The organism is Pseudoalteromonas sp. UCD-33C, assembly GCF_001306895.1.
In the GTDB taxonomy this organism is placed as follows: Bacteria; Pseudomonadota; Gammaproteobacteria; order Enterobacterales; family Alteromonadaceae; genus Pseudoalteromonas.
Genome location: NZ_LJTB01000003.1, coordinates 54,014 through 73,694, shown reverse-complemented (window position 1 = coordinate 73,694; position 19,681 = coordinate 54,014). Strand labels below are relative to the sequence as shown.

Below are 19,681 nucleotides of genomic sequence, written 5' to 3'. Positions count from 1 at the left end.
ATATAGCTATTGACCTCAACTGTACTTGAGCTTTTACCTTGCCATCTCTTCGTATTAACAAGGACAGACATTGAATATTTTACTTGCCATGATCCCCGCCTTTTTATGGGGCACCACCTATGCAGTGACCAAATATGCCACACCTGATTGGCCGCCACTTTTATTAGGCGCATTGCGTGCATTACCTGCAGGGTTATTACTTTTATTGCTTAAACCTAGTTTGCCAACCCGTTCGCAGTGGCCAAGTTTGTTAACGCTAGGTGCTGTGAATATCGCGCTGTTTTTTGCCTTTATTTTTATTATGGCGGTAAACCTTCCTGCAGCTATAGCTGGGGTAGGGATGGTGTCTGTGCCGGTCGTGGCTTTGTTATATGCTTGGCTTACTAAAGGGCTGCGCCCTGCAAAAATTCAAGCATTCTGTGCTATGGCGCTGGTGGTACTGGCCTGGCTGTTGTTCGACCCAGCACACGTGGCATTAAATGTATTGGGAGTGGCTGCTTTATTTGGGGCCTTACTGACTATTGTGATTGGTAGCACCTTAGTACAAAGTTTGTCGGTGCATATACATTGGTGGGTTGTGCTTACCTGGCAGTTAATCATTGGTGGCACTATTTTATTATTGGCTGCGTTTATTGATGGCAGTTTACTTCACCCAGAACAATACCAAGTGATATTTGAGCCTATCTCAGCGCTGCAATATTCTGCGCTATTTTGGTTAATCGTGCCCAATACCGCTATCGCCTATATTCTGTATGTTTGGTTATTAGGACGCATGACTGTGGCTGAGTTTTCATTCGGCACTATTGCTAACCCAATCGCGGGAATCGTATGCGCTGTTTTACTCATAAACGAACAATATCAAGACTGGCAATACCTATTAATGTTTTTGATGATTGTGTTTTCAGTGCTCCCCCAGATGCTAAAGCTTAGGCAATTCACACTACAAAAAACTTAAAACCAAAAAAAGGCTGCCAATTGGCAGCCTTTTGCAATAATTTAGCTCTTCTTAGCTGTGGTACTTTTCACACGCTTCAAGGGTGTTTTCGATTAAGCTTGCCACAGTCATTGGGCCAACACCACCTGGTACTGGTGTAATGAAATGTGCTTTTTGTTCAGCGATATCGTATTCAACATCACCAACAAGCTTGCCAGATTCAAGGCGGTTAATACCTACATCAATTACGATAGCACCTTCTTTAACCCAATCACCCGGAATGAATTCAGGTTTACCAACCGCAACAACTAATAAATCAGCGCGGCGAACATGCGTTTCTAAATCTTGAGTAAACTTATGACACACCGTTGTTGTACAGCCTGCAAGTAAAAGCTCAAGTGACATAGGACGACCAACAATGTTTGACGCACCAACAACAACTGCGTGCATACCTTTGTAGCGGACACCGGTAGAGTCGAGTAGGGTGATAATACCCTTCGGTGTACAAGGACGAAGTGCCGGCATACGCTGAGCTAAACGACCAATATTATAAGGGTGGAAACCATCAACATCTTTATGTGGTGTGATGCGTTCAAGAATTTTTTCAGCATCAAGACCCTGAGGTAAAGGTAACTGTACTAGAATACCGTCTACTTCTTTGTCTTCGTTTAGTTGATCTATTAATGCAAGTAAATCTTGCTCAGTTGTGTCGCCAGGTAAATCGTAAGACTTAGATACAAAGCCGACTTCTTCACATGCTTTACGTTTAGAACCAACATACACTTGGCTAGCTGGATCTTGACCAACTAACACTACTGCTAGTCCTGGAGCGCGTAATCCATTCGCTACACGCTCTGCAACTCGCTCTGCTACATTGCTGCGTACTTGTTTAGCTATTGCCTTACCATCGATGATGTTTGCCGTCATGGGTGACCTTTAATTGGGGTTAGTTAACTTGATACTGATACATCTAAATATGATTATCCAATAAAGGGGGCGTGGATACACAAATCATGTTTGTTTGATCATATTTATTTATGTTGCGTATTTTCGCAGAAAAGCATCATAGCGCCAAGATGCAATCTTATATAAAGCGCTACTTTATAAAAAAGAGTTCAAATTTTAGCTTATATTTGCAATATTTAACCATTATGAACTAAAAGTGACCGATTGAATTATTTTCTTAAAAAAATGTTTGACCTGACTCGGTCAAATCACTATTATGCACCCCGTTGTTAACGAGGTCACTCGCAAACAACGGTAAGCATCGGCGATTAGCGCAGTTTGGTAGCGCACTTGGTTTGGGTCCAAGGGGTCGCAGGTTCAAATCCTGCATCGCCGACCACTTCTTCTTTAAGAAGCGGCGCTTACAGGCAAGCTTATGAAGTTTTCGATGCGCCCGTAGCTCAGCTGGATAGAGCAACGCCCTTCTAAGGCGTTGGTCGAAGGTTCGAATCCTTCCGGGTGCGCCATTTGAAAATATGTAAATGCCGTGGTGATTGTAGCTCAGTTGGTAGAGCCCCGGATTGTGATTCCGGTTGTCGTGGGTTCGAGCCCCATCAGTCACCCCAATTTACTCTAAGATATCGGCGATTAGCGCAGTTTGGTAGCGCACTTGGTTTGGGTCCAAGGGGTCGCAGGTTCAAATCCTGCATCGCCGACCACTTTTAATAAGTGGTCTTTATTTTCAAAACTTCTCTCAGTATCGGCGATTAGCGCAGTTTGGTAGCGCACTTGGTTTGGGTCCAAGGGGTCGCAGGTTCAAATCCTGCATCGCCGACCACTTTTAAAGATTTATGGTCAAAGAACAATTGGTTTGGGTATATCCAATTCAGTCGCAGGTTCAAATCCTGCATCGTCGACCACTTCTCAATTTCTAAATACATCCTTTAATTCAGCTTAATTCTCCTTTGTTATTTTGTTGCGTTCGTTTTTTACGCATTTAAACGCTGATTGCTGCTATATACGCCAAATAATTGCCCCCCAGACTCGACTATCATAAATATTAGGTTATAATGCCGCGTCTATTGTTTAACATAGTGCCCATAGGGGCAAAGCAGCAATGGTATCTCATGGTTACAATGCGCCGTTTTAAGTTGAAATATTCAGCGTTAAAACTTGCTATCACTCATGGAGATCACCTTGTTTGTAAGGAAGGCGAACAGTCGCCAAAATTGAAGATTGAGGTAAATCATGCAAGTTTCTGTTGAGACGACTCAAGGCCTTGAGCGCCGTCTGACCATCACCGTTCCTGCAGAGAACGTTGAGACTGAAGTAAAAAAACGCTTACAACAACTGTCTAAAACCCAGCGTATCGATGGTTTCCGTCCTGGTAAAGTACCAGCGTCTATCATCAACAAGCGTTACGGTGCTGCAGTACGTCAAGAAGTTGCTGGCGAATTAATGCAACGCAACTACATCGAAGCAATCGTTTCTGAAAAAATTAACCCAGCTGGTTCTCCTACTTTCGCTCCTAAAGCGTTAGAAGCTGGTAAAGATTTAGAGTTCGATGCAACTTTCGAAGTTTACCCAGAAGTTGAAATTCAAGGTTTAGATAAAATTGCTGTTGAAAAACCAGCTGTATCTGTAACTGACGAAGACCTAGCTAACATGCTAGAAACTCTACGTAAGCAACACGCTTCTTGGGCTGAAGTTGACGCAGCTGCAGGCGAGAACGACCGTGTAACTATCGACTTCGTTGGTTCTATCGAAGGCGAAGAGTTTGAAGGCGGTAAAGCTGAAGACTTCCCACTAGAACTTGGTCAAGGTCGTATGATCCCAGGTTTCGAAGACAACATCGTTGGCAAAAAAGCGGGCGAAGAAGTTGTTGCTGAAGTAACTTTCCCTGAAGAGTACCACGCTGAAAACCTTAAAGGTAAAGCTGCTACTTTCGCAATCACTGTTAAGAAAGTTGAAACTCAAGAGCTTCCTGAGCTTAACGAAGAGTTCGCAACTAAATTCGGTGTAGCTGAAGGCGGTGTTGACGCTCTTAAAGAAGAAGTTAAAAAGAACATGACACGTGAGCTTGACCAAGCAGTTAAAGCTAACGTTAAAGATCAAGCTATCAAAGGTCTTTTAGCTAACAACGAAATCGAAGTGCCAAAAGCGCTAGTAGATCAAGAAATTGATGCACTACGTCAGCAAGCTGCACAACGTTTCGGTGGCGACGCTAAAAACATGCCTGAGCTTCCAGCTGAATTATTCCACGAGCAAGCTGTAACTCGCGTTAAGACTGGCCTATTACTAGGTGAAGTAATTAAAGCGAACGAGCTTAAAGTTGACGACGCTAAAGTTGAAGAGTTAATCGCAACTGTAGCTTCTGCATACGAAGATCCAACTGAAGTAGTAGAGTACTACAAAGCAAATGATCAGCTTATGCAGCAAATGCGCAACGTAGCGATGGAAGAGCAAGCAGTTGAAGCTATCCTAGCTAAAGCAAACGTGACTGACGTTGAAAAAGCATTCGACGACATCATGAATCCACAGCAAGGTGCTTAATAAGTCATTGACTTAAGCTCTCGCTAGCGATTAAATGGCTCGTGTTACCCTGTATTTATACAGCGTACTCGGGCCATTTTAGTTTGTGGTATCAGTTTCAAAAAAACCAACAATACTGATGTTATTTCAGAACTTTTTTCAGCGAGGATTGAATTTGTTCTGATAAGTTCCTATATAGTTATAAAGATTGAATAGACAGCTTAACTTACATTAGTATAAATGTGCTTTCCTTATAGTAAGGATGAGTCGCAGCGGATAAGGAATTAAATAAGAATGAATAGCGGTATGATAGACCCTCTAAACGCACTAGTCCCTATGGTTGTTGAACAAACAGCTAAAGGTGAGCGCTCATATGATATTTACTCACGTCTTTTAAAAGAGCGCATCATTTTCTTAACTGGCCAAGTAGAAGATAACATGGCTAATTTGATTCTTGCGCAAATGCTGTTTTTAGAATCAGAAAACCCAGAAAAAGATATTTATCTTTACATTAATTCGCCAGGCGGTTCTGTGACTGCGGGTATGGCAATTTACGATACAATGAATTTTATCAAGCCTGATGTAAGCACTATTTGTGTTGGTCAAGCGGCAAGCATGGGTGCATTCTTGCTATCAGGTGGCGCTAAAGGTAAGCGTTTTTGTTTACCTAACTCACGTGTAATGATCCACCAACCATTAGGTGGCTTCCAAGGTCAGGCATCTGACTTTGAGATCCATGCCCGTGAAATTTTATCAATTAAAGATAAGTTAAACCGTTTAATGGCTGAACATACTGGCCAGCCACTCGATGTGGTTTCTCGTGATACAGACCGTGATAACTTTATGACTGCTAGCGAAGCAGTTGAATACGGCCTAGTTGACTCAGTATTTTCAAGCCGCGATTCGAAGTAATCTGAATAGCTAATAATAACGTATTGTTAGCTATCACCCTTTACTATGCGAAAACTGATATTCTTTGATATAGTTAAACATAGTGAATTAGCAGTAGCCCAGTGCTACTGCCAACGTAATAAATGAGGTAGCTGAATGTCTGACACTCCTACAGACGGCGACAAAAGTAATAAATTGTTATACTGCTCTTTCTGCGGCAAAAGCCAGCACGAAGTTCGCAAACTAATTGCTGGCCCTTCAGTATATATTTGTGATGAATGTGTAGAGCTGTGTAACGATATTATCAGGGAAGAAATCAAAGACATTGCGCCGAAGCATAATGCGTCTGATAAACTGCCTGTGCCGAAAGAAATTCGTGATCACTTAGATGATTACGTGATTGGCCAAGACCACGCGAAAAAAGTGCTGTCGGTTGCGGTATACAATCACTACAAACGTTTACGCAATCAAACAATCAATGCAGATATTGAGCTTGGTAAGAGTAATATTCTACTAATCGGTCCTACAGGTAGTGGTAAAACATTACTTGCTGAAACCATGGCTCGTTTACTTGATGTCCCATTCACGATGGCCGATGCAACGACACTAACTGAAGCAGGTTATGTAGGTGAAGACGTTGAAAACATCATTCAAAAGCTACTGCAAAAATGTGATTACGACGTAGAAAAAGCACAACGTGGTATTGTTTACATTGATGAAATCGACAAGATTTCTCGTAAGTCTGACAATCCATCGATCACCCGTGACGTATCGGGCGAAGGTGTACAACAAGCCTTACTTAAGTTAATTGAAGGTACGGTTGCATCTGTGCCACCACAAGGCGGCCGTAAACATCCACAGCAAGAGTTCTTACAAGTTGATACTTCTAAGATCCTATTTATCTGTGGCGGTGCGTTTGCTGGCCTAGATAAAGTGATTGAACAACGCAGCCATAAAAATACCGGTATTGGTTTTGGTGCTGAAGTTAAGCAATCATCAGGTAGCCGTAGCTTAAGTGAAACATTTAAAGATGTTGAGCCTGAAGATTTAGTGAAATACGGTTTAATTCCTGAGTTTATTGGTCGTCTTCCGGTTGTTGCGACACTCACAGAGCTAGATGAAGCGGCGCTTATTCAAATTCTGAGCGAACCAAAAAATGCATTAACCAAACAGTTCTCTGCATTATTTGCGATGGAAGATGTTGAGCTTGAGTTCCGTGAAGATGCACTTAGCGCAATTGCTCATAAAGCAATGGAGCGTAAAACAGGTGCTCGTGGCTTACGTTCAATCGTTGAAGGCGTATTACTTGATACTATGTATGAATTACCTTCGATGGATGATGTTAGCAAAGTGGTTATTGATGAAACCGTTATAAAAGGTGAATCAGACCCAATTTTGATTTACCAAAGCGGTAACCAAGACAAAGCTGCATCAGAATAAAGCTGTAATAGTTTAAAAGTTAAGCAGTTGAACACGAAAAAGGAGCCAAAGGCTCCTTTTTTTATAAATATGTTGAACTTTCCCTTACATATCCCCATATACTTGAGTAATCTTTAAAATAAATGAAGTGCGAAGAGAATATAATGACGCTTGAGAGAACAGATCGAGTCGAAATCCCCGTGTTGGCACTGCGCGATGTAGTGGTTTATCCACACATGGTGATCCCGCTATTTGTTGGTCGTGAAAAATCAATAAAATGCCTAGAAGCGGCGATGGACAAGGACAAACAAATTTTCCTAGTGGCGCAAAAAGACGCCTCTGTTGATGATCCGCAGCAAGATGATATCTACCGTGTTGGCACCATTGCCACAGTACTTCAGTTATTAAAGTTACCTGATGGCACCGTTAAAGTGCTTGTTGAAGGCACACAACGTGCAAGCGTTGAAAAGTTTTTAGATAACGATGATTTCTTTGTGGCAGAAGCACAGTTCATCGAATCAAGCCATATCGACGAGCAAGAACAAGATATCTTTATTCGCAGCGCAATTAGCCAATTTGAAGGCTACGTAAAGCTTAATAAGAAGATCCCACCTGAGGTACTTACTTCTGTGTCTGGCATCGATGAAGCTGCACGCCTTGCTGATACCATGGCAGCACACATGCCGCTTAAGGTACCTGAAAAGCAAAAAGTACTTGAGATTGCCGATGTGACTGAGCGTCTTGAATACTTAATGGCACTGATGGAAGGTGAGATTGACTTACTGCAAGTTGAGAAAAAAATCCGTACCCGCGTGAAAAAGCAGATGGAAAAGTCGCAGCGTGAGTATTACCTCAACGAGCAAATGAAAGCGATTCAAAAAGAGCTTGGCGAACTTGATGATGTACCCGATGAATTCGAAGCAATTAAAAAACGCATCGAAGAGTCTGGTATGCCTAAAGAAGCGCAAGAGAAAGCAAACGCTGAGTTATCTAAATTAAAAATGATGTCGCCGATGTCGGCGGAAGCAACTGTCGTGCGCTCGTACATTGATACGTTAATCAATGTACCTTGGAAAAAACGCTCTAAGGTGAAAAAAGACTTAGCTGGCGCACAAAAGATTTTAGATAGTGACCATTACGGCTTAGATAAAGTTAAAGAGCGTATTATTGAGTATCTAGCGGTGCAGCAGCGCACTAATAAGCTTAAAGGCCCAATTTTATGTTTAGTCGGTCCTCCTGGTGTAGGTAAAACCTCATTGGGTCAGTCAATCGCTCGTTCTACAGGTCGTAAATATGTGCGTATGGCATTAGGTGGAGTTCGTGACGAAGCGGAAATCCGTGGTCACCGTCGTACTTACATTGGTTCTATGCCTGGTAAGTTAATCCAGAATATGACTAAAGTTGGTGTAAAGAACCCATTATTCTTATTAGATGAAATCGATAAGATGTCATCAGATATGCGTGGCGACCCAGCATCAGCATTACTTGAAGTACTTGATCCTGAGCAAAATAGCCATTTTGCCGATCACTACTTAGAAGTTGATTACGACTTATCTGATGTGATGTTCGTGGCAACATCAAATAGCTTTAATATTCCAGGTCCATTATTAGACCGTATGGAAGTGATTCGTTTATCGGGTTACACCGAAGATGAGAAGCTAAACATTGCTAAACAACACTTGATTCCAAAGCAAGTTAAGCGCAATGGTTTAAAAGAGCATGAAGTTGAAATTGCTGACAGCGCAATTATTGGCATTATCCGCTACTACACACGTGAAGCGGGCGTTCGTAACTTAGAGCGTGAAGTGTCAAAACTATGCCGTAAAGCAGTTAAAAACATCCTGCTTGATAAAGACACTAAAAAGGTCCTTATCGACGATAACAACCTTGAAGAGTTCTTAGGTGTACAACGCTTTGATTATGGTAAAGCAGAAGACGGTGACCGTATTGGCCAAGTAACGGGTCTTGCGTGGACTGAAGTAGGTGGTGATTTACTAACTATTGAATCTGCAGCTGTACCAGGTAAAGGCAAGCTAACTTACACAGGTTCGCTTGGTGATGTAATGCAAGAGTCAATTCAGGCTGCGATGACGGTCGTTCGTAATCGTGCTGAAAAACTTCGCATTAATAGCGACTTCTATGAGAAACGTGACATTCATGTTCACGTGCCAGAAGGTGCAACACCAAAAGATGGCCCAAGTGCTGGTATTGCCATGGTAACTGGTTTGGTATCGAGCTTAACGGGTAACCCAGTGCGCTCAGATGTTGCAATGACAGGTGAAATCACATTACGTGGTGAAGTATTACCTATTGGTGGCTTAAAAGAGAAGCTATTGGCAGCGCATCGTGGTGGAATTAAAACCGTTATTATTCCAAAAATTAACGAACGTGACTTAAAAGAGATCCCAGACAACGTATTAGAGGGCCTTGAAATTCACCCAGTTACATGGATTGATGACGTTTTAAAACTGGCTTTGAAGCACCCAGTTGAGAGTTTTTCTGTCGAAACTGAAAAAAACCAGTAAAAAACCGCAAAAAAGTGCATTTAGGGGCTTTTCAAATACAAAGGGTATGATAAGTTAAGCACTAGTTTTCAAGCCTAGGCCTTATGTGGCCTAGGGTTGAGAAAAATATAATAAACTGAGTATAAACTTAATTTGCTCATAAATTTTCAAAACAGTGATGTTATTTTTTATAAAAACAATCGCTCTTGATAATAACAATGAAAGAGGATGATATTGTGAATAAATCTCAATTAATCGATCAAATCGCAGCTGACGCTGACATTTCTAAAGCGGCTGCAGGTCGTGCACTAGATTCATTCATCGAGGCTGTTTCAGGCGCTCTTAAAGATGGCGATTCAGTAGCGCTAGTTGGCTTTGGTACTTTCTCTGTACGTGAGCGTGCAGCGCGTTCAGGTCGTAACCCGCAAACTGGTGAGACTATCCAGATTGCTGCAGCAAACATTCCTTCTTTCAAAGCAGGTAAAGCGCTGAAAGACGCAGTAAACTAATCATTAAAGATTAGTTGGTGAGAGATACCTAATCACACTTAAATTGAATTTAGGTAACTTATCACCAGTTACTTCAAGTGAAAAAGCGTATCTGGTAAGATACGCTTTTTTTACATGAGCAGGGTTAATTTGTACCTGATCAGAATAGAGATAGATAAATGCTTGAGAAAATCAGAGAAGGTTCGCAGGGACCTGCAGCCAAAATTATTTTAGGCGCGGTGATTTTATCTTTTGCTTTAGCTGGGATCGGTGGTTATTTAGGACAAACCACAGAGCAACCCGTTGCAGAAGTAAATGGAGTTAAAATTAGCCAAACCGAATTCAGCCGTGCATACCAAAACGAACGTAACCGTTTAGAACAACAATTTGGTGAATACTTCGCACAAATCGCTGCTGATCCAAATTACATGGCACAAATTCGCCAAGGCGTAATCGACCGTTTAGTACAACAAGAATTGCAAACTCAACTAGCGGCAGAATTAGGTCTTCGTGTAAGTGACGAAAGTGTTCGTAAAGCAATTTTAGAAATGCCTTACTTCCAAGTAGGCGGCCAGTTTAGCAACGACCGCTACTTACAAGTTATTCGTCAAATGAATTTCCAACCAGATGCTTTCCGTGAATATTTACGTGAAGACATGACACGCAGCCAATTAGTAGGTGCTGTTGCTGGTACAGATTTCATCTTAGAAAATGAATTAAACAACAGCGTTGCTCTACAACAGCAAACGCGCAGTATTGATTACTTAGTTGTTGCTAAAGAATCATTACAAGCAGGTATCGAAGTAACAGAGCAAGAAATTGCTGATTACTATGAGTTGAATCAACCGCAATTCTTAGCACCAGAGCAAGTGTCTGTAAGTTACATTGACTTAAATGCAGCTACCTTAACGCTTGATTCAAGTGTTTCAGAAGAAGATATCAAAGCTTACTATGATCAAAACAGTGCACAATATATTGAGCCTGAAAAACGTCGTGTATCGCACATCTTAATTGATAACAGCGAAGACGATGATGCAGCAAAAGCGAAAGCTGAAGAGCTACTAGCGCAGTTACAAAACGGTGCTGACTTTGCTGAGCTAGCTGAGTCATCTTCTGATGACGTAGTGAGTGCAGAAATGGGCGGCGACCTAGACTGGATTGAACGTGACATGATGGACCCTGCGTTTGAAGATGCAACGTATGCACTAGAAAGCAAAGGCGACATTTCTGACGTTGTAGAATCAGAGTTTGGTTATCACATCATCAAACTTACTGATATTCAAACACAGCAAGTTAAACCATATGCTGACGTAAAAGATGAGCTTCGCGCTGAACTTGAGCGTACTAAGAAAATTAATGCGTTCTATGAAAAGCAAACTCAAATGGGTGAGCTTGCGTTCGAAATTTCAGATACTTTAATTGATGCAGCAGAAGCAGCTGGCGTTGAAGTACAGAAAACAGAACTTGTTACTCGCAATGCATTACCTGAGCCGTTAAACAACCCACAAGTTGTTACTGCTATTTTCTCACCTGAAGTGTTAGAAGACCGCATGAACTCAGAAGTAATTGAAGTAGGCGATGAGCATGCTGTTGTTGTTCGTGTAAACGATCACAAAGCTGCTACAACGAAAGCACTAGCAGATGTTTCTGAGCAAATTAAGGCGACCTTAGTTTCACAAAAAGCATCGGAGCTTGCTAAAGAAAAAGCACGCACTCTATACGCTGAGATTGAAGCTGGTAAGAGCCTAAACGAAGTTGCACAAGCGGAAGGCCTAACAGTACGCCAAGAAGCTGCACTTGCTCGTCAAGCTTACACAGTGTCACCAGCGATTGTTCAACAAGCTTTCAAAATGGCTCACCCACAAGGAGCACCAGAGGTTGAAGTTGTTGACCTAAACAATGGCGATGCGGCAATTGTTGCGTTAAAAGCAGTTAATCCAGCGACTGAAGTTGAGATTAATGAGCAACAAAAGCAAAACATCACTATGGCTCAAGTGAATAAAAACTACATGGTATTTATTGCAGCACTAAAAGCACAAGCTGAAGTGCAAGTACCGCAAGCGACTCAAGCTGCTGAATAATTAGCAAACTGAGTTAAATAAAAGGCGCCTACTGGCGCCTTTTTTGTTACCGTTAAAGGTAATGCAAATTACTAGGAGCATTTATGGAGTACAGTCTGATCGAGCAGCTACCAAGCGCAGAAGAGTACTGTGATATGCGCCTCAAAGCTGGCTTATCAGCACGTTCATTAGCGGCTGCAAAGGCGGGGTTACCAAACTCTCTTTATGCTATTTGTATTCGTAAAAACGATGAGTTGATTGGCATGGGCCGCGTTATTGGTGATGGCGGTTGTAATTTTGAAGTGGTTGATATTGCAGTATCACCTGAATATCAAGGACAAGGGTTAGGGCGTGTCATTATGGAACATGTTGACCGCTACATTGAATCTGCCGCCTTTGAAGGTAGTTATGTCACTATGGTCGCTGACAAACCAGGCTTTTACGAAAAGCTTGGCTACAAGTTTGTCGCACCACAAAGCCAGGGGATGTATAAAAAGTTTTGATACGAGTGAAAAGTAACAAGGGGAAAGAGTAAAGCTGCAAGAGTAGAGTTAATTGAGTGATCAAACCGCTCGCGTAGGAGGCGTTTTAACGCCGAATCAAACTGATAGCTTACGGCTGACAGCTGAGAGCTCACTATCAGCAGTTCAACAACTTCTGCGTCACGTTTGATTGCGGGTTTTGGAAAATCGCTTCAGTTTGGCCGTATTCAACAATCTCACCGTGATCAAGTACCACAAGTTGGTCGCTAATATGACGCACCAAACTTAGGTGATGAGTAATAAGCACATAGCTAAGGCCAGTATCTTTTTGTAGACGCAGTAATAAGTTTACCGTTTGTGCGCGTACAGACGGGTCTAGAGACGATAACGCCTCATCGAGCACTACAACCTTAGGGTCTAAAATTAAAGCCCGTGCAAGCGCTATACGTTGCAATTGTCCACTACTAAACATATGCGGGTAATAGTGCTGATGATCTAAAAGCAAACCCACTTTTGCGAGGGTTTGTTTTATTTTATCTTCACGCTCTTCTTTGTTTAAGTCAGTGTTGTACTGTAAACAGTCGTTAAGCATGTCGCCAATGGTTAAACCCGGGTTCAACGACGCCTCAGAGTCTTGGAAGATCATACGAATGTGGCGACAGTCGTTATCACGCAAGCCATCATTTTCGATGATATTACCATCGAGCAAAATTTGCCCTTTATCAGCGTTATCGGCTCCTGAGAGTAATTTAGCTAAGGTACTTTTGCCTGAGCCGGTTTCGCCGATAATTGCAATGGTTTCACCTTGCCCTAAGCAAAACGAAATATCTCTTAAAACAGAGAATCGTTTGCGTGAAAACAAGCCTGCACGCAGGTTAAAACTCTTTGATAACGCTTGAACTTTGAGCAGTGGTTGCATTATTTCATCGCCTTAATTAATGGGAAATGGCAGGCATAACTATGACTATGATGCTTGGTCAATTTTGGGGTAACCACACATTCTTTTTGTGCTTGTGGGCAACGTGGACCCAAGCGGCAGCCTATTGGCAAATGCTGCAAGGTCGGAATGGTGCCTTTTAAAGCATAAAACGGCTCTTTGTGAGCCAGACCTTGCTCGTAGTCAGGCAAGCTTTTTAACAGTGCTTGAGTATAAGGGTGATATGGCTGACTAAAAATACGATTAGTTGGGCCAGCTTCAACCATTTGTCCGCAGTAAAGAACATGCATGCCATGAGACCACTCAACAATTTCTTCAAGTTCGTGAGAAATCATCAAAATCGACATGTTCTTTAGCTGGTTCAAGCTTTTTAACAGTCTAAATACTTGCGCACGCGTGGTGCTTTCAAGGGCGGTAGTTGGCTCATCGGCAATCAATAGTTTTGGGGTACGCGCAATGGCCATGGCAATCATCACTTTTTGACAAATCCCTTCAGAGAGCTCATGAGGGTAGCTGTCGAGCACCTTTTTATGATCTTTAATACCGACCTTGTGGATTAACGCTTTTACTCTGTCTTTACGCTGTTTATTTCGCTTTAAGAAAAAGCCACTGGTTGCTTGCGCAGGCAGGGTCTCGGCAATTTGGTCGAATATCTTGGCAGTTGGATCTAGGCAGCGACTCGGATCTTGGTAGATCATAGCAATGTCTTGACCTACTAGTTTACGGCGTTGCTCGTTAGATAAGCGCATTAAATCAACACCACGCCAATGCATGCGATCAGCGGTGATATGCCAGCGTTTATTTAAAACCCCAACAATGGCTTTTGCAATTAAGCTTTTACCTGAGCCAGACTCGCCAACTAAAGCATGCACTTCACCTTCTTTTAAGGTCATGCTGACTCTATCAACCGCACGAATAACGGTATCTGAGGTGCGTAACTCTATCGTGAGATTGCGAATATCGAGTAATTGCATAATTAGTCGGCCTTACGTTCTTTAAGCACTTGGCGTAAACCGTCACCTACTAAATTGGTAGACAGTACTGCTAAAAATAATAATACGCCCGGTAAGCCAACAGTCCAAGGGGCAAGGTAAATTAAACCAAGGTTTTCAGCCAAAATAGCACCCCATTCTGTGGTTGGGGGCTGTGCGCCCAATTTTAAAAAGCCAAGTGCCGAGATATCCAAAATAGCGGTAGAAAGCGCCATGGTAAAAATAACCACAATATGCTCGTAAATATTCGGGAAGATACCACGGGCGAGAATATGCCAGTTTGACGCACCATCCAGTTTAAATGCCGTGATGTAGTCTTTGTTAAGCTCTTCAACAATTAAGTTACGTACCGAGTGAATAAACTGAGGCAGTAAAGCTAAAATAATCGCCCATACTGTATTCATTAAGCCCGGGCCAAGAATCGCAATAATAATGATGGCTAGTAACAGCGATGGAATAGATAACGTAATATCAAGCAAGTGATTCAAAAAGCTTGAGCGAATACCCCGGCTGATCCCAGCAAAAGTACCTACTAACACCCCAATTACTGTGGTGATCAAAGCCGCGACAACCGACAAACCAAAGGTGTAGGTTGCACCATTCATTAAGCGCGATAATACATCTCGGCCTAAATCGTCGGTGCCTAATAAAAAGCGTACGTCACCTGCATCATGCCACGATGGCGGTAACAGCAGTGCATCGCTGTGTTGTTGGTTCACGCCATAAGGTGCAAGGAGTGGTGCAGACACGGCCAGTAACACTAAAGCAATAAACAACCATAAACCCACAAGGGCAGGGTGATTGGTTTTAAATTTTTTCCAAAATCGCGCTAACGGCGATTTATTCGACTCTTCAGAGAATAAATTAAACTTTGCCATGAGCTTGGTTCCGCGATAATGGGTCGAATAATGTATAAGTGAGCTCAGCAATAATGGTAGCTAAAATAACGAACATAGAAACAGCGAGTAAGCCACCTTGAATCGCAGGATAGTCGCGCTGATAAATACTATCGATAAGCCAACGACCAATGCCCGGCCATGAGAAAATAACTTCGGTGATCATCGCAAGGGTGATCAAGGTACTAAACTGTAAACCTATTTGTTTTATAACCGGTAGCAGCGCATTACGCAGAGCGTGGTGAAGGATCAGCTGTGCACGGTTTAAGCCTTTAGCGCGTGCTGTTTTAATGTAACTTTGATCGAGTACTTTCAGCATAGAGTCGCGGGTAAAGCGAACCAATACTGTGGTCGGATACATGGCAAGTACAATAGTAGGCAAGGTTAGGTGGTGTATTGCATCTAAAAATGCCATGCCATCATACGGAAAGTCACCTAATATGATATCGATTAAAATAAAGCCGGTAATTGGTTCAATTTCGTAAAGTAGACCCATACGGCCCGACATAGGAAACCAACCTAGTTGTAGTGAAAACACCATGATCAACAATAGCGCTAACCAAAAAACAGGCATCGAGTAGCCAATAAGCGTGCCTGAGTTTATAAATTTGTCTGGCCATCGTTTGTAGTAAGCAGAAGCTAAAATACCACCCGGTACGCCCACAGCAACCGAGACAAACAATGCGTAAAGGCTAAGCTCTAGCGTTGCAGGAAATAAATCTTGAATATGCTGAAAAACACTTTCGCCAGATGCAAAAGAGACACCCCAATCGCCGTGTAAAATACGGTCTAAAAAGGCAAAGTATTGCACCACATAGTTTTCGGTAAAGTGGAACTTTTCTTCAAGTGCACTGGTTTGTGAGAAGGTGCTATTGGTAATACCGCTTAAGTTAGTTAGCGCATCACCCGGGAACAAAAAGCTCAATGAAAAGGTAAAGATACTCAGTGTCAGCATCATAAACATTAACAGTGCTAAGCGGCGCAGAATATAATCTAGGATCATTATTCTTTCCTCGCGTTAGCTAGTGAAATGCCACCAAACGGGCTTAAGCTGATGCCTTTAACATCACTACTTGCGGCTTGAAAACGCATACCATGGGCTATCGGTAAAATAGGCAGCTCTTGCACTATGATCCGCTGTGCCTGATTGTAGTATTGTTTACGCTTTTCAAGATCTGTTGTATCTAAGGCTTGTGTAAGTAATAAATCAAACTCAGGGTGACACCAATTTGCTGGGTTTTTACCACTGAAAGTCGCAGTACAACTTAATAATGGGCTCATAAAGTTATCAGGGTCTGGCGTATCTGCAGCCCAACCAAGTAACACGCTATCGTGTCTATGTTCACCAATTCGTTGTAAAAAGGTATTCCATTCGTACTCGACGATATTAACGTTCACACCAATCTTGCGTAAATCACTTTGCATCAGCTCAGCCATTTTACGGGCATTGGGGTTATAAATACGGCTTACCGGCATGGCCCAAATATTCATATCAAAGCCATTTTTGTAGCCAGCTTCTGCGAGTAATGTTTTGGCAAGTGCAGGGTTAAATTCAGGCATGGCTTTTTGCGCTTCAAATGCCCAAGAAGCAGGAGGCAGTAATGACTGCGCTTTAATGCCGTTACCGTAATATACCGCTTGCATGATTTTATCGACATCAATGGCGCTTGCGAGTGCTTGGCGTACACGTACATCATCAAAAGGCGGGCGCTCAGTGTTAAAGGCCCAATAACCAATATTTAAGTTTTGCTCTTTTTGAACTTTAATATCTTCGCGTTGCGATAAAATACTCAACTGTGCGCTGCTTGGGTGCGCAGTAACATCACACTCTTTGGTGAGCATTTTCGCAACGCGTGTGGTGCCGTTTGGCGTAATGTCATACACCAGTTGCTCAAGTACTACAGGGTGTTTCCAGTAATCAGGGTTACGGTAATAGCGAATTAAACGGTCGCGACGATATTCTTTATATACATAAGGGCCAGTACCCACAGGGTATTGGTCAAATAAGTTTTCTTGATTGCGTGCTTTAAGCTGCATGGCGTATTCTTCGGATAACACCACGGCAAAGTCGGTTGCAAGGTTTGCTAAAAAGCTGCTTTCAGCATTATAAAGCTCAAACCGTACTTGGTAATCAGAAACACGCACAATGCGACGAATAAGCTGATCAATACCCACACTTTGAAAATAAGGGTAGCTGGCATCGCCAACAAAGTGATAAGGGTTATAAACGTCGAATAAGCGGCTAAAGGTAAAAATTACATCATCAGCGTTAAAATCACGGCTTGGAGTAAAGTATTTTGTGGTATGAAATTTAACCCCTTTACGCAGGGTAAAGGTAATTGCTTTGCCGTCTGGGCTAATTTTCCAATCAGTTGCCAGCTCTGCTTTAAACTCGGCAGACACCGGATCAATACTTAACAGGCGATCATAAAGCTGATTGGCGATAATATCGATAGTCGAACCTGTCGTTGTCACTTGCGGATTAAACGACACAGGGTTTGCTTCAGCGCAATAGACTAAGCCCTGGTTTTTTTGTTCTGTGGTTTTTTCTTCGTTATCTAGGCAGCCTACTAAGCACACCAAAGACAAAGCAAGTAACGGTTTAAACACCTGATTAGCCTCTAACTATTGCTGCTGATCTAATAAATTGTATTTTTTCAAATAGCCACGTAATTGATGATACGTTAATTCTAAGTGTTCTGCAGTTTTCTTTTGGTTAAATTGGCTATGTTCAAGCGCTTTTTTAATGACATCAATTTCAAAGTCGTTAGACAGCTGCTTTAAATTACAAGGAAATTGAATGTCGGGCTTATTGAGTGTCACAACGTCTTGATTTTGTGTCGTGGCGATAGGCGCAGCTTCGACGTTTGCAACAGGGGCACTGCTAACTGCAGCTTTAACGCGCTGTTTAGGTCTAAATTTACTCGCAAATGGGTCTAAAATAATCTGGTGAACGGGAATATGTTCGTTACCATGACGATATAAACTACGTTCAACCACATTCTTTAATTCACGAATATTACCCGGCCACTCATAAGATTGTAGCGTTTCGATGGCGCTACGCGTAAAGCCACTAAATAGCTCCCACTCAAGATCGCGAGCCATGTTAATTGCAAATTGTTCTGCCAATAACATGATATCTTCTTGGCGTTCACGCAGCGGGGGCAGGGTAATAACATCAAAGGCGAGGCGGTCGAGTAAGTCGCTTCTAAATTCGCCTTGCTCAGCTAGGGTTGGTAAGTCTTCATTGGTCGCACAGACTAATCGGGTATCGACTTTAACGGTTTGCTTACCACCAACGCGTTCAAATTCGCCGTATTCAATAACGCGTAGTAGTTTTTCTTGTACCATCGCCGAGGTATTGGCTAATTCATCAAGGAATAGCGTACCGCCATTAGCACGTTCAAAGCGGCCTTCGTGGCGTTTACTAGCACCGGTAAATGCACCACTTTCATGACCAAATAATTCACTTTCGAGCAGGTTTTCGTTGAGCGCTGCACAGTTGAGCTTTATATAGTTTTGGTCCCAACGCTTAGATAAGAAGTGCAAACGGGCTGCAATAAGTTCTTTACCCGTACCGCGCTCACCAATAATAAGGACTGGCTTTTCTAAACTGGCTAGTTGCGAAACTTGATCAAGCACACTTAAAAAGCTGTCAGATTGGCCGAGTAAATTATCCTGCTGGCGAAATTGGCTCATATTCCCTAACTCTTAGTCATTTTTACTAAGATCTAGTGTATTTCATTATCTATGAGAACTAAAGAAATTTATAAATTTAGTTTAACTGTTTGAATATATTAAGTTATTCTAAGTTTATAAAAGTTGGCAAGCATATTGATACTAGATATACCAACTGATTAAGTTAAAACACCAAAGAGGTAAATGTTATGGGAATTTTTTCACGTTTTGCAGACATCGTTAATTCTAATATCAATGCCATCTTAGATAAAGCAGAAGACCCAGAAAAAATGGTTCGCCTGATCATCCAAGAGATGGAAGATACATTAGTAGAAGTTCGCTCTACATCAGCAAAAACACTTGCTGAGAAAAAAGAGCTAGTACGTCGCGTTGAAACTTTAAAAGTTCAAGTTGCAGACTGGCAAGAAAAAGCTGAATTAGCACTAAATAAAGACCGTGATGATTTAGCGCGTGCAGCACTGATTGAAAAGCAAAAGTCAGCAGATGCAGTCGCAGCGGTTGAAACTGAGCTTGAGCATGTAGAGTCTCATATCGAGAAACTACAGCAAGAAGTCAGCACGTTACAAGAGAAGCTAGCTGATGCAAAAGCGCGTCAAAAAGCAATCATCTTACGTCAACGCTCTGCTGAGTCACGTCTTGAAGTTAAAAAAGCACTCGACAGCTCGAAAGTTGAAGACGCTTTAAACCGCTTCGAACGTTACGAAACTAAGATCGATGGTCTAGAATCACAAATAGAGTCTTATGATCTTGGTAAAAAATCATTAGCTGACGAAATTGCTGGTCTTCAGCAAGACGAAAAGATTGATGATGAACTAGCTGAGCTTAAGAAAAAACTAGCAGATAAAAAATAATAAATGGGGGCATGTCCCCCAATGCTTAAACACATAACGGATTGACAGGAG

16 protein-coding genes and 5 tRNA genes are annotated in these 19,681 nt (G+C 42.2%); 14 read left to right on the top strand and 7 right to left on the bottom strand.

Going from position 1 to position 19,681, the window contains the following annotated elements:
- Positions 1-70 precede the first annotated feature (70 nt).
- Complete coding sequence (locus AOG26_RS08430) at positions 71-955, top strand: DMT family transporter (protein ID WP_054562078.1); 885 nt, start codon at positions 71-73, stop codon at positions 953-955.
- Positions 956-1,006: 51 nt separating this feature from the next.
- On the opposite strand, the gene folD is transcribed toward AOG26_RS08430, so the two are convergent.
- Positions 1,007-1,861 (bottom strand): bifunctional methylenetetrahydrofolate dehydrogenase/methenyltetrahydrofolate cyclohydrolase FolD, encoded by an 855-nt coding sequence (gene folD, locus AOG26_RS08425; RefSeq protein WP_054553151.1) that lies wholly within the window; start codon positions 1,859-1,861, stop codon positions 1,007-1,009.
- Between the two features lie 341 nt (positions 1,862-2,202).
- On the opposite strand from folD, the gene AOG26_RS08420 reads away from it, so the two are divergent.
- The 12 genes from AOG26_RS08420 to AOG26_RS08360 all read left to right on the top strand — a co-directional run bounded on the left by AOG26_RS08420 (position 2,203) and on the right by AOG26_RS08360 (position 12,276).
- Positions 2,203-2,279, top strand: a tRNA-Pro gene (locus AOG26_RS08420).
- A 50-nt stretch (positions 2,280-2,329) separates the two neighbouring features.
- A tRNA-Arg gene (locus AOG26_RS08415) sits at positions 2,330-2,406 on the top strand.
- A 23-nt stretch (positions 2,407-2,429) separates the two neighbouring features.
- Positions 2,430-2,505 (top strand) — tRNA-His (locus AOG26_RS08410).
- 16 nt (positions 2,506-2,521) lie between these two features.
- Positions 2,522-2,598 (top strand) — tRNA-Pro (locus tag AOG26_RS08405).
- Positions 2,599-2,640: 42 nt separating this feature from the next.
- Positions 2,641-2,717 (top strand) — tRNA-Pro (locus tag AOG26_RS08400).
- A gap of 410 nt (positions 2,718-3,127) precedes the next feature.
- Entirely contained in the window at positions 3,128-4,432 is a 1,305-nt protein-coding gene (gene tig / locus AOG26_RS08390) for a trigger factor (protein WP_054562076.1), read from the top strand.
- A 273-nt stretch (positions 4,433-4,705) separates the two neighbouring features.
- Positions 4,706-5,323 carry an ATP-dependent Clp endopeptidase proteolytic subunit ClpP gene (clpP, locus tag AOG26_RS08385; protein ID WP_054562075.1) on the top strand — a complete coding sequence of 206 codons (618 nt, stop codon included), beginning with the start codon at positions 4,706-4,708 and terminating at the stop codon, positions 5,321-5,323.
- A 135-nt stretch (positions 5,324-5,458) separates the two neighbouring features.
- Entirely contained in the window at positions 5,459-6,742 is a 1,284-nt protein-coding gene (gene clpX / locus AOG26_RS08380; protein WP_054562074.1) for an ATP-dependent protease ATP-binding subunit ClpX, read from the top strand.
- A 143-nt stretch (positions 6,743-6,885) separates the two neighbouring features.
- Positions 6,886-9,246 carry an endopeptidase La gene (lon, locus tag AOG26_RS08375; RefSeq protein WP_054562073.1) on the top strand — a complete coding sequence of 787 codons (2,361 nt, stop codon included), beginning with the start codon at positions 6,886-6,888 and terminating at the stop codon, positions 9,244-9,246.
- Between the two features lie 197 nt (positions 9,247-9,443).
- Complete coding sequence (locus tag AOG26_RS08370) at positions 9,444-9,734, top strand: HU family DNA-binding protein (protein WP_175580427.1); 291 nt, start codon at positions 9,444-9,446, stop codon at positions 9,732-9,734.
- Between the two features lie 158 nt (positions 9,735-9,892).
- Positions 9,893-11,794, top strand: a complete 1,902-nt coding sequence (gene ppiD, locus AOG26_RS08365; protein ID WP_054562072.1) for a peptidylprolyl isomerase — start codon at positions 9,893-9,895, stop codon at positions 11,792-11,794.
- Positions 11,795-11,877: 83 nt separating this feature from the next.
- Positions 11,878-12,276 carry a GNAT family N-acetyltransferase gene (locus AOG26_RS08360; protein ID WP_054562071.1) on the top strand — a complete coding sequence of 133 codons (399 nt, stop codon included), beginning with the start codon at positions 11,878-11,880 and terminating at the stop codon, positions 12,274-12,276.
- A 136-nt stretch (positions 12,277-12,412) separates the two neighbouring features.
- On the opposite strand, the gene AOG26_RS08355 is transcribed toward AOG26_RS08360, so the two are convergent.
- Genes AOG26_RS08355 through pspF form a run of 6 tightly spaced genes read right to left on the bottom strand, consistent with a single transcriptional unit; the run spans position 12,413 to position 18,779 of the window.
- Entirely contained in the window at positions 12,413-13,174 is a 762-nt protein-coding gene (locus AOG26_RS08355) for an ATP-binding cassette domain-containing protein (RefSeq protein WP_054562070.1), read from the bottom strand.
- Positions 13,174-14,166 (bottom strand): peptide ABC transporter ATP-binding protein, encoded by a 993-nt coding sequence (locus tag AOG26_RS08350; RefSeq protein WP_054562069.1) that lies wholly within the window; start codon positions 14,164-14,166, stop codon positions 13,174-13,176. Before AOG26_RS08350 ends, AOG26_RS08355 begins: the two co-directional genes overlap by 1 nt.
- Before the next feature lie 2 nt (positions 14,167-14,168).
- A complete protein-coding gene (locus tag AOG26_RS08345) occupies positions 14,169-15,062 on the bottom strand; it encodes an ABC transporter permease subunit (RefSeq protein WP_054562068.1) in 894 nt (297 codons plus the stop codon).
- Positions 15,049-16,083, bottom strand: a complete 1,035-nt coding sequence (locus tag AOG26_RS08340; RefSeq protein WP_054562067.1) for an ABC transporter permease — start codon at positions 16,081-16,083, stop codon at positions 15,049-15,051. The genes AOG26_RS08345 and AOG26_RS08340 overlap by 14 nt, the downstream gene beginning before the upstream one ends.
- A complete protein-coding gene (locus tag AOG26_RS08335; RefSeq protein WP_054562066.1) occupies positions 16,083-17,690 on the bottom strand; it encodes an ABC transporter substrate-binding protein in 1,608 nt (535 codons plus the stop codon). The genes AOG26_RS08340 and AOG26_RS08335 overlap by 1 nt, the downstream gene beginning before the upstream one ends.
- Before the next feature lie 15 nt (positions 17,691-17,705).
- On the bottom strand, positions 17,706-18,779 hold the full coding sequence (gene pspF, locus AOG26_RS08330) for a phage shock protein operon transcriptional activator (RefSeq protein WP_054562065.1): 1,074 nt from the start codon (positions 18,777-18,779) through the stop codon (positions 17,706-17,708).
- 188 nt (positions 18,780-18,967) lie between these two features.
- On the opposite strand from pspF, the gene pspA reads away from it, so the two are divergent.
- Positions 18,968-19,630, top strand: coding sequence for a phage shock protein PspA (gene pspA, locus AOG26_RS08325; protein ID WP_054562064.1), 663 nt, complete (start codon positions 18,968-18,970; stop codon positions 19,628-19,630).
- The last annotated feature ends 51 nt before the right edge of the window (positions 19,631-19,681 follow it).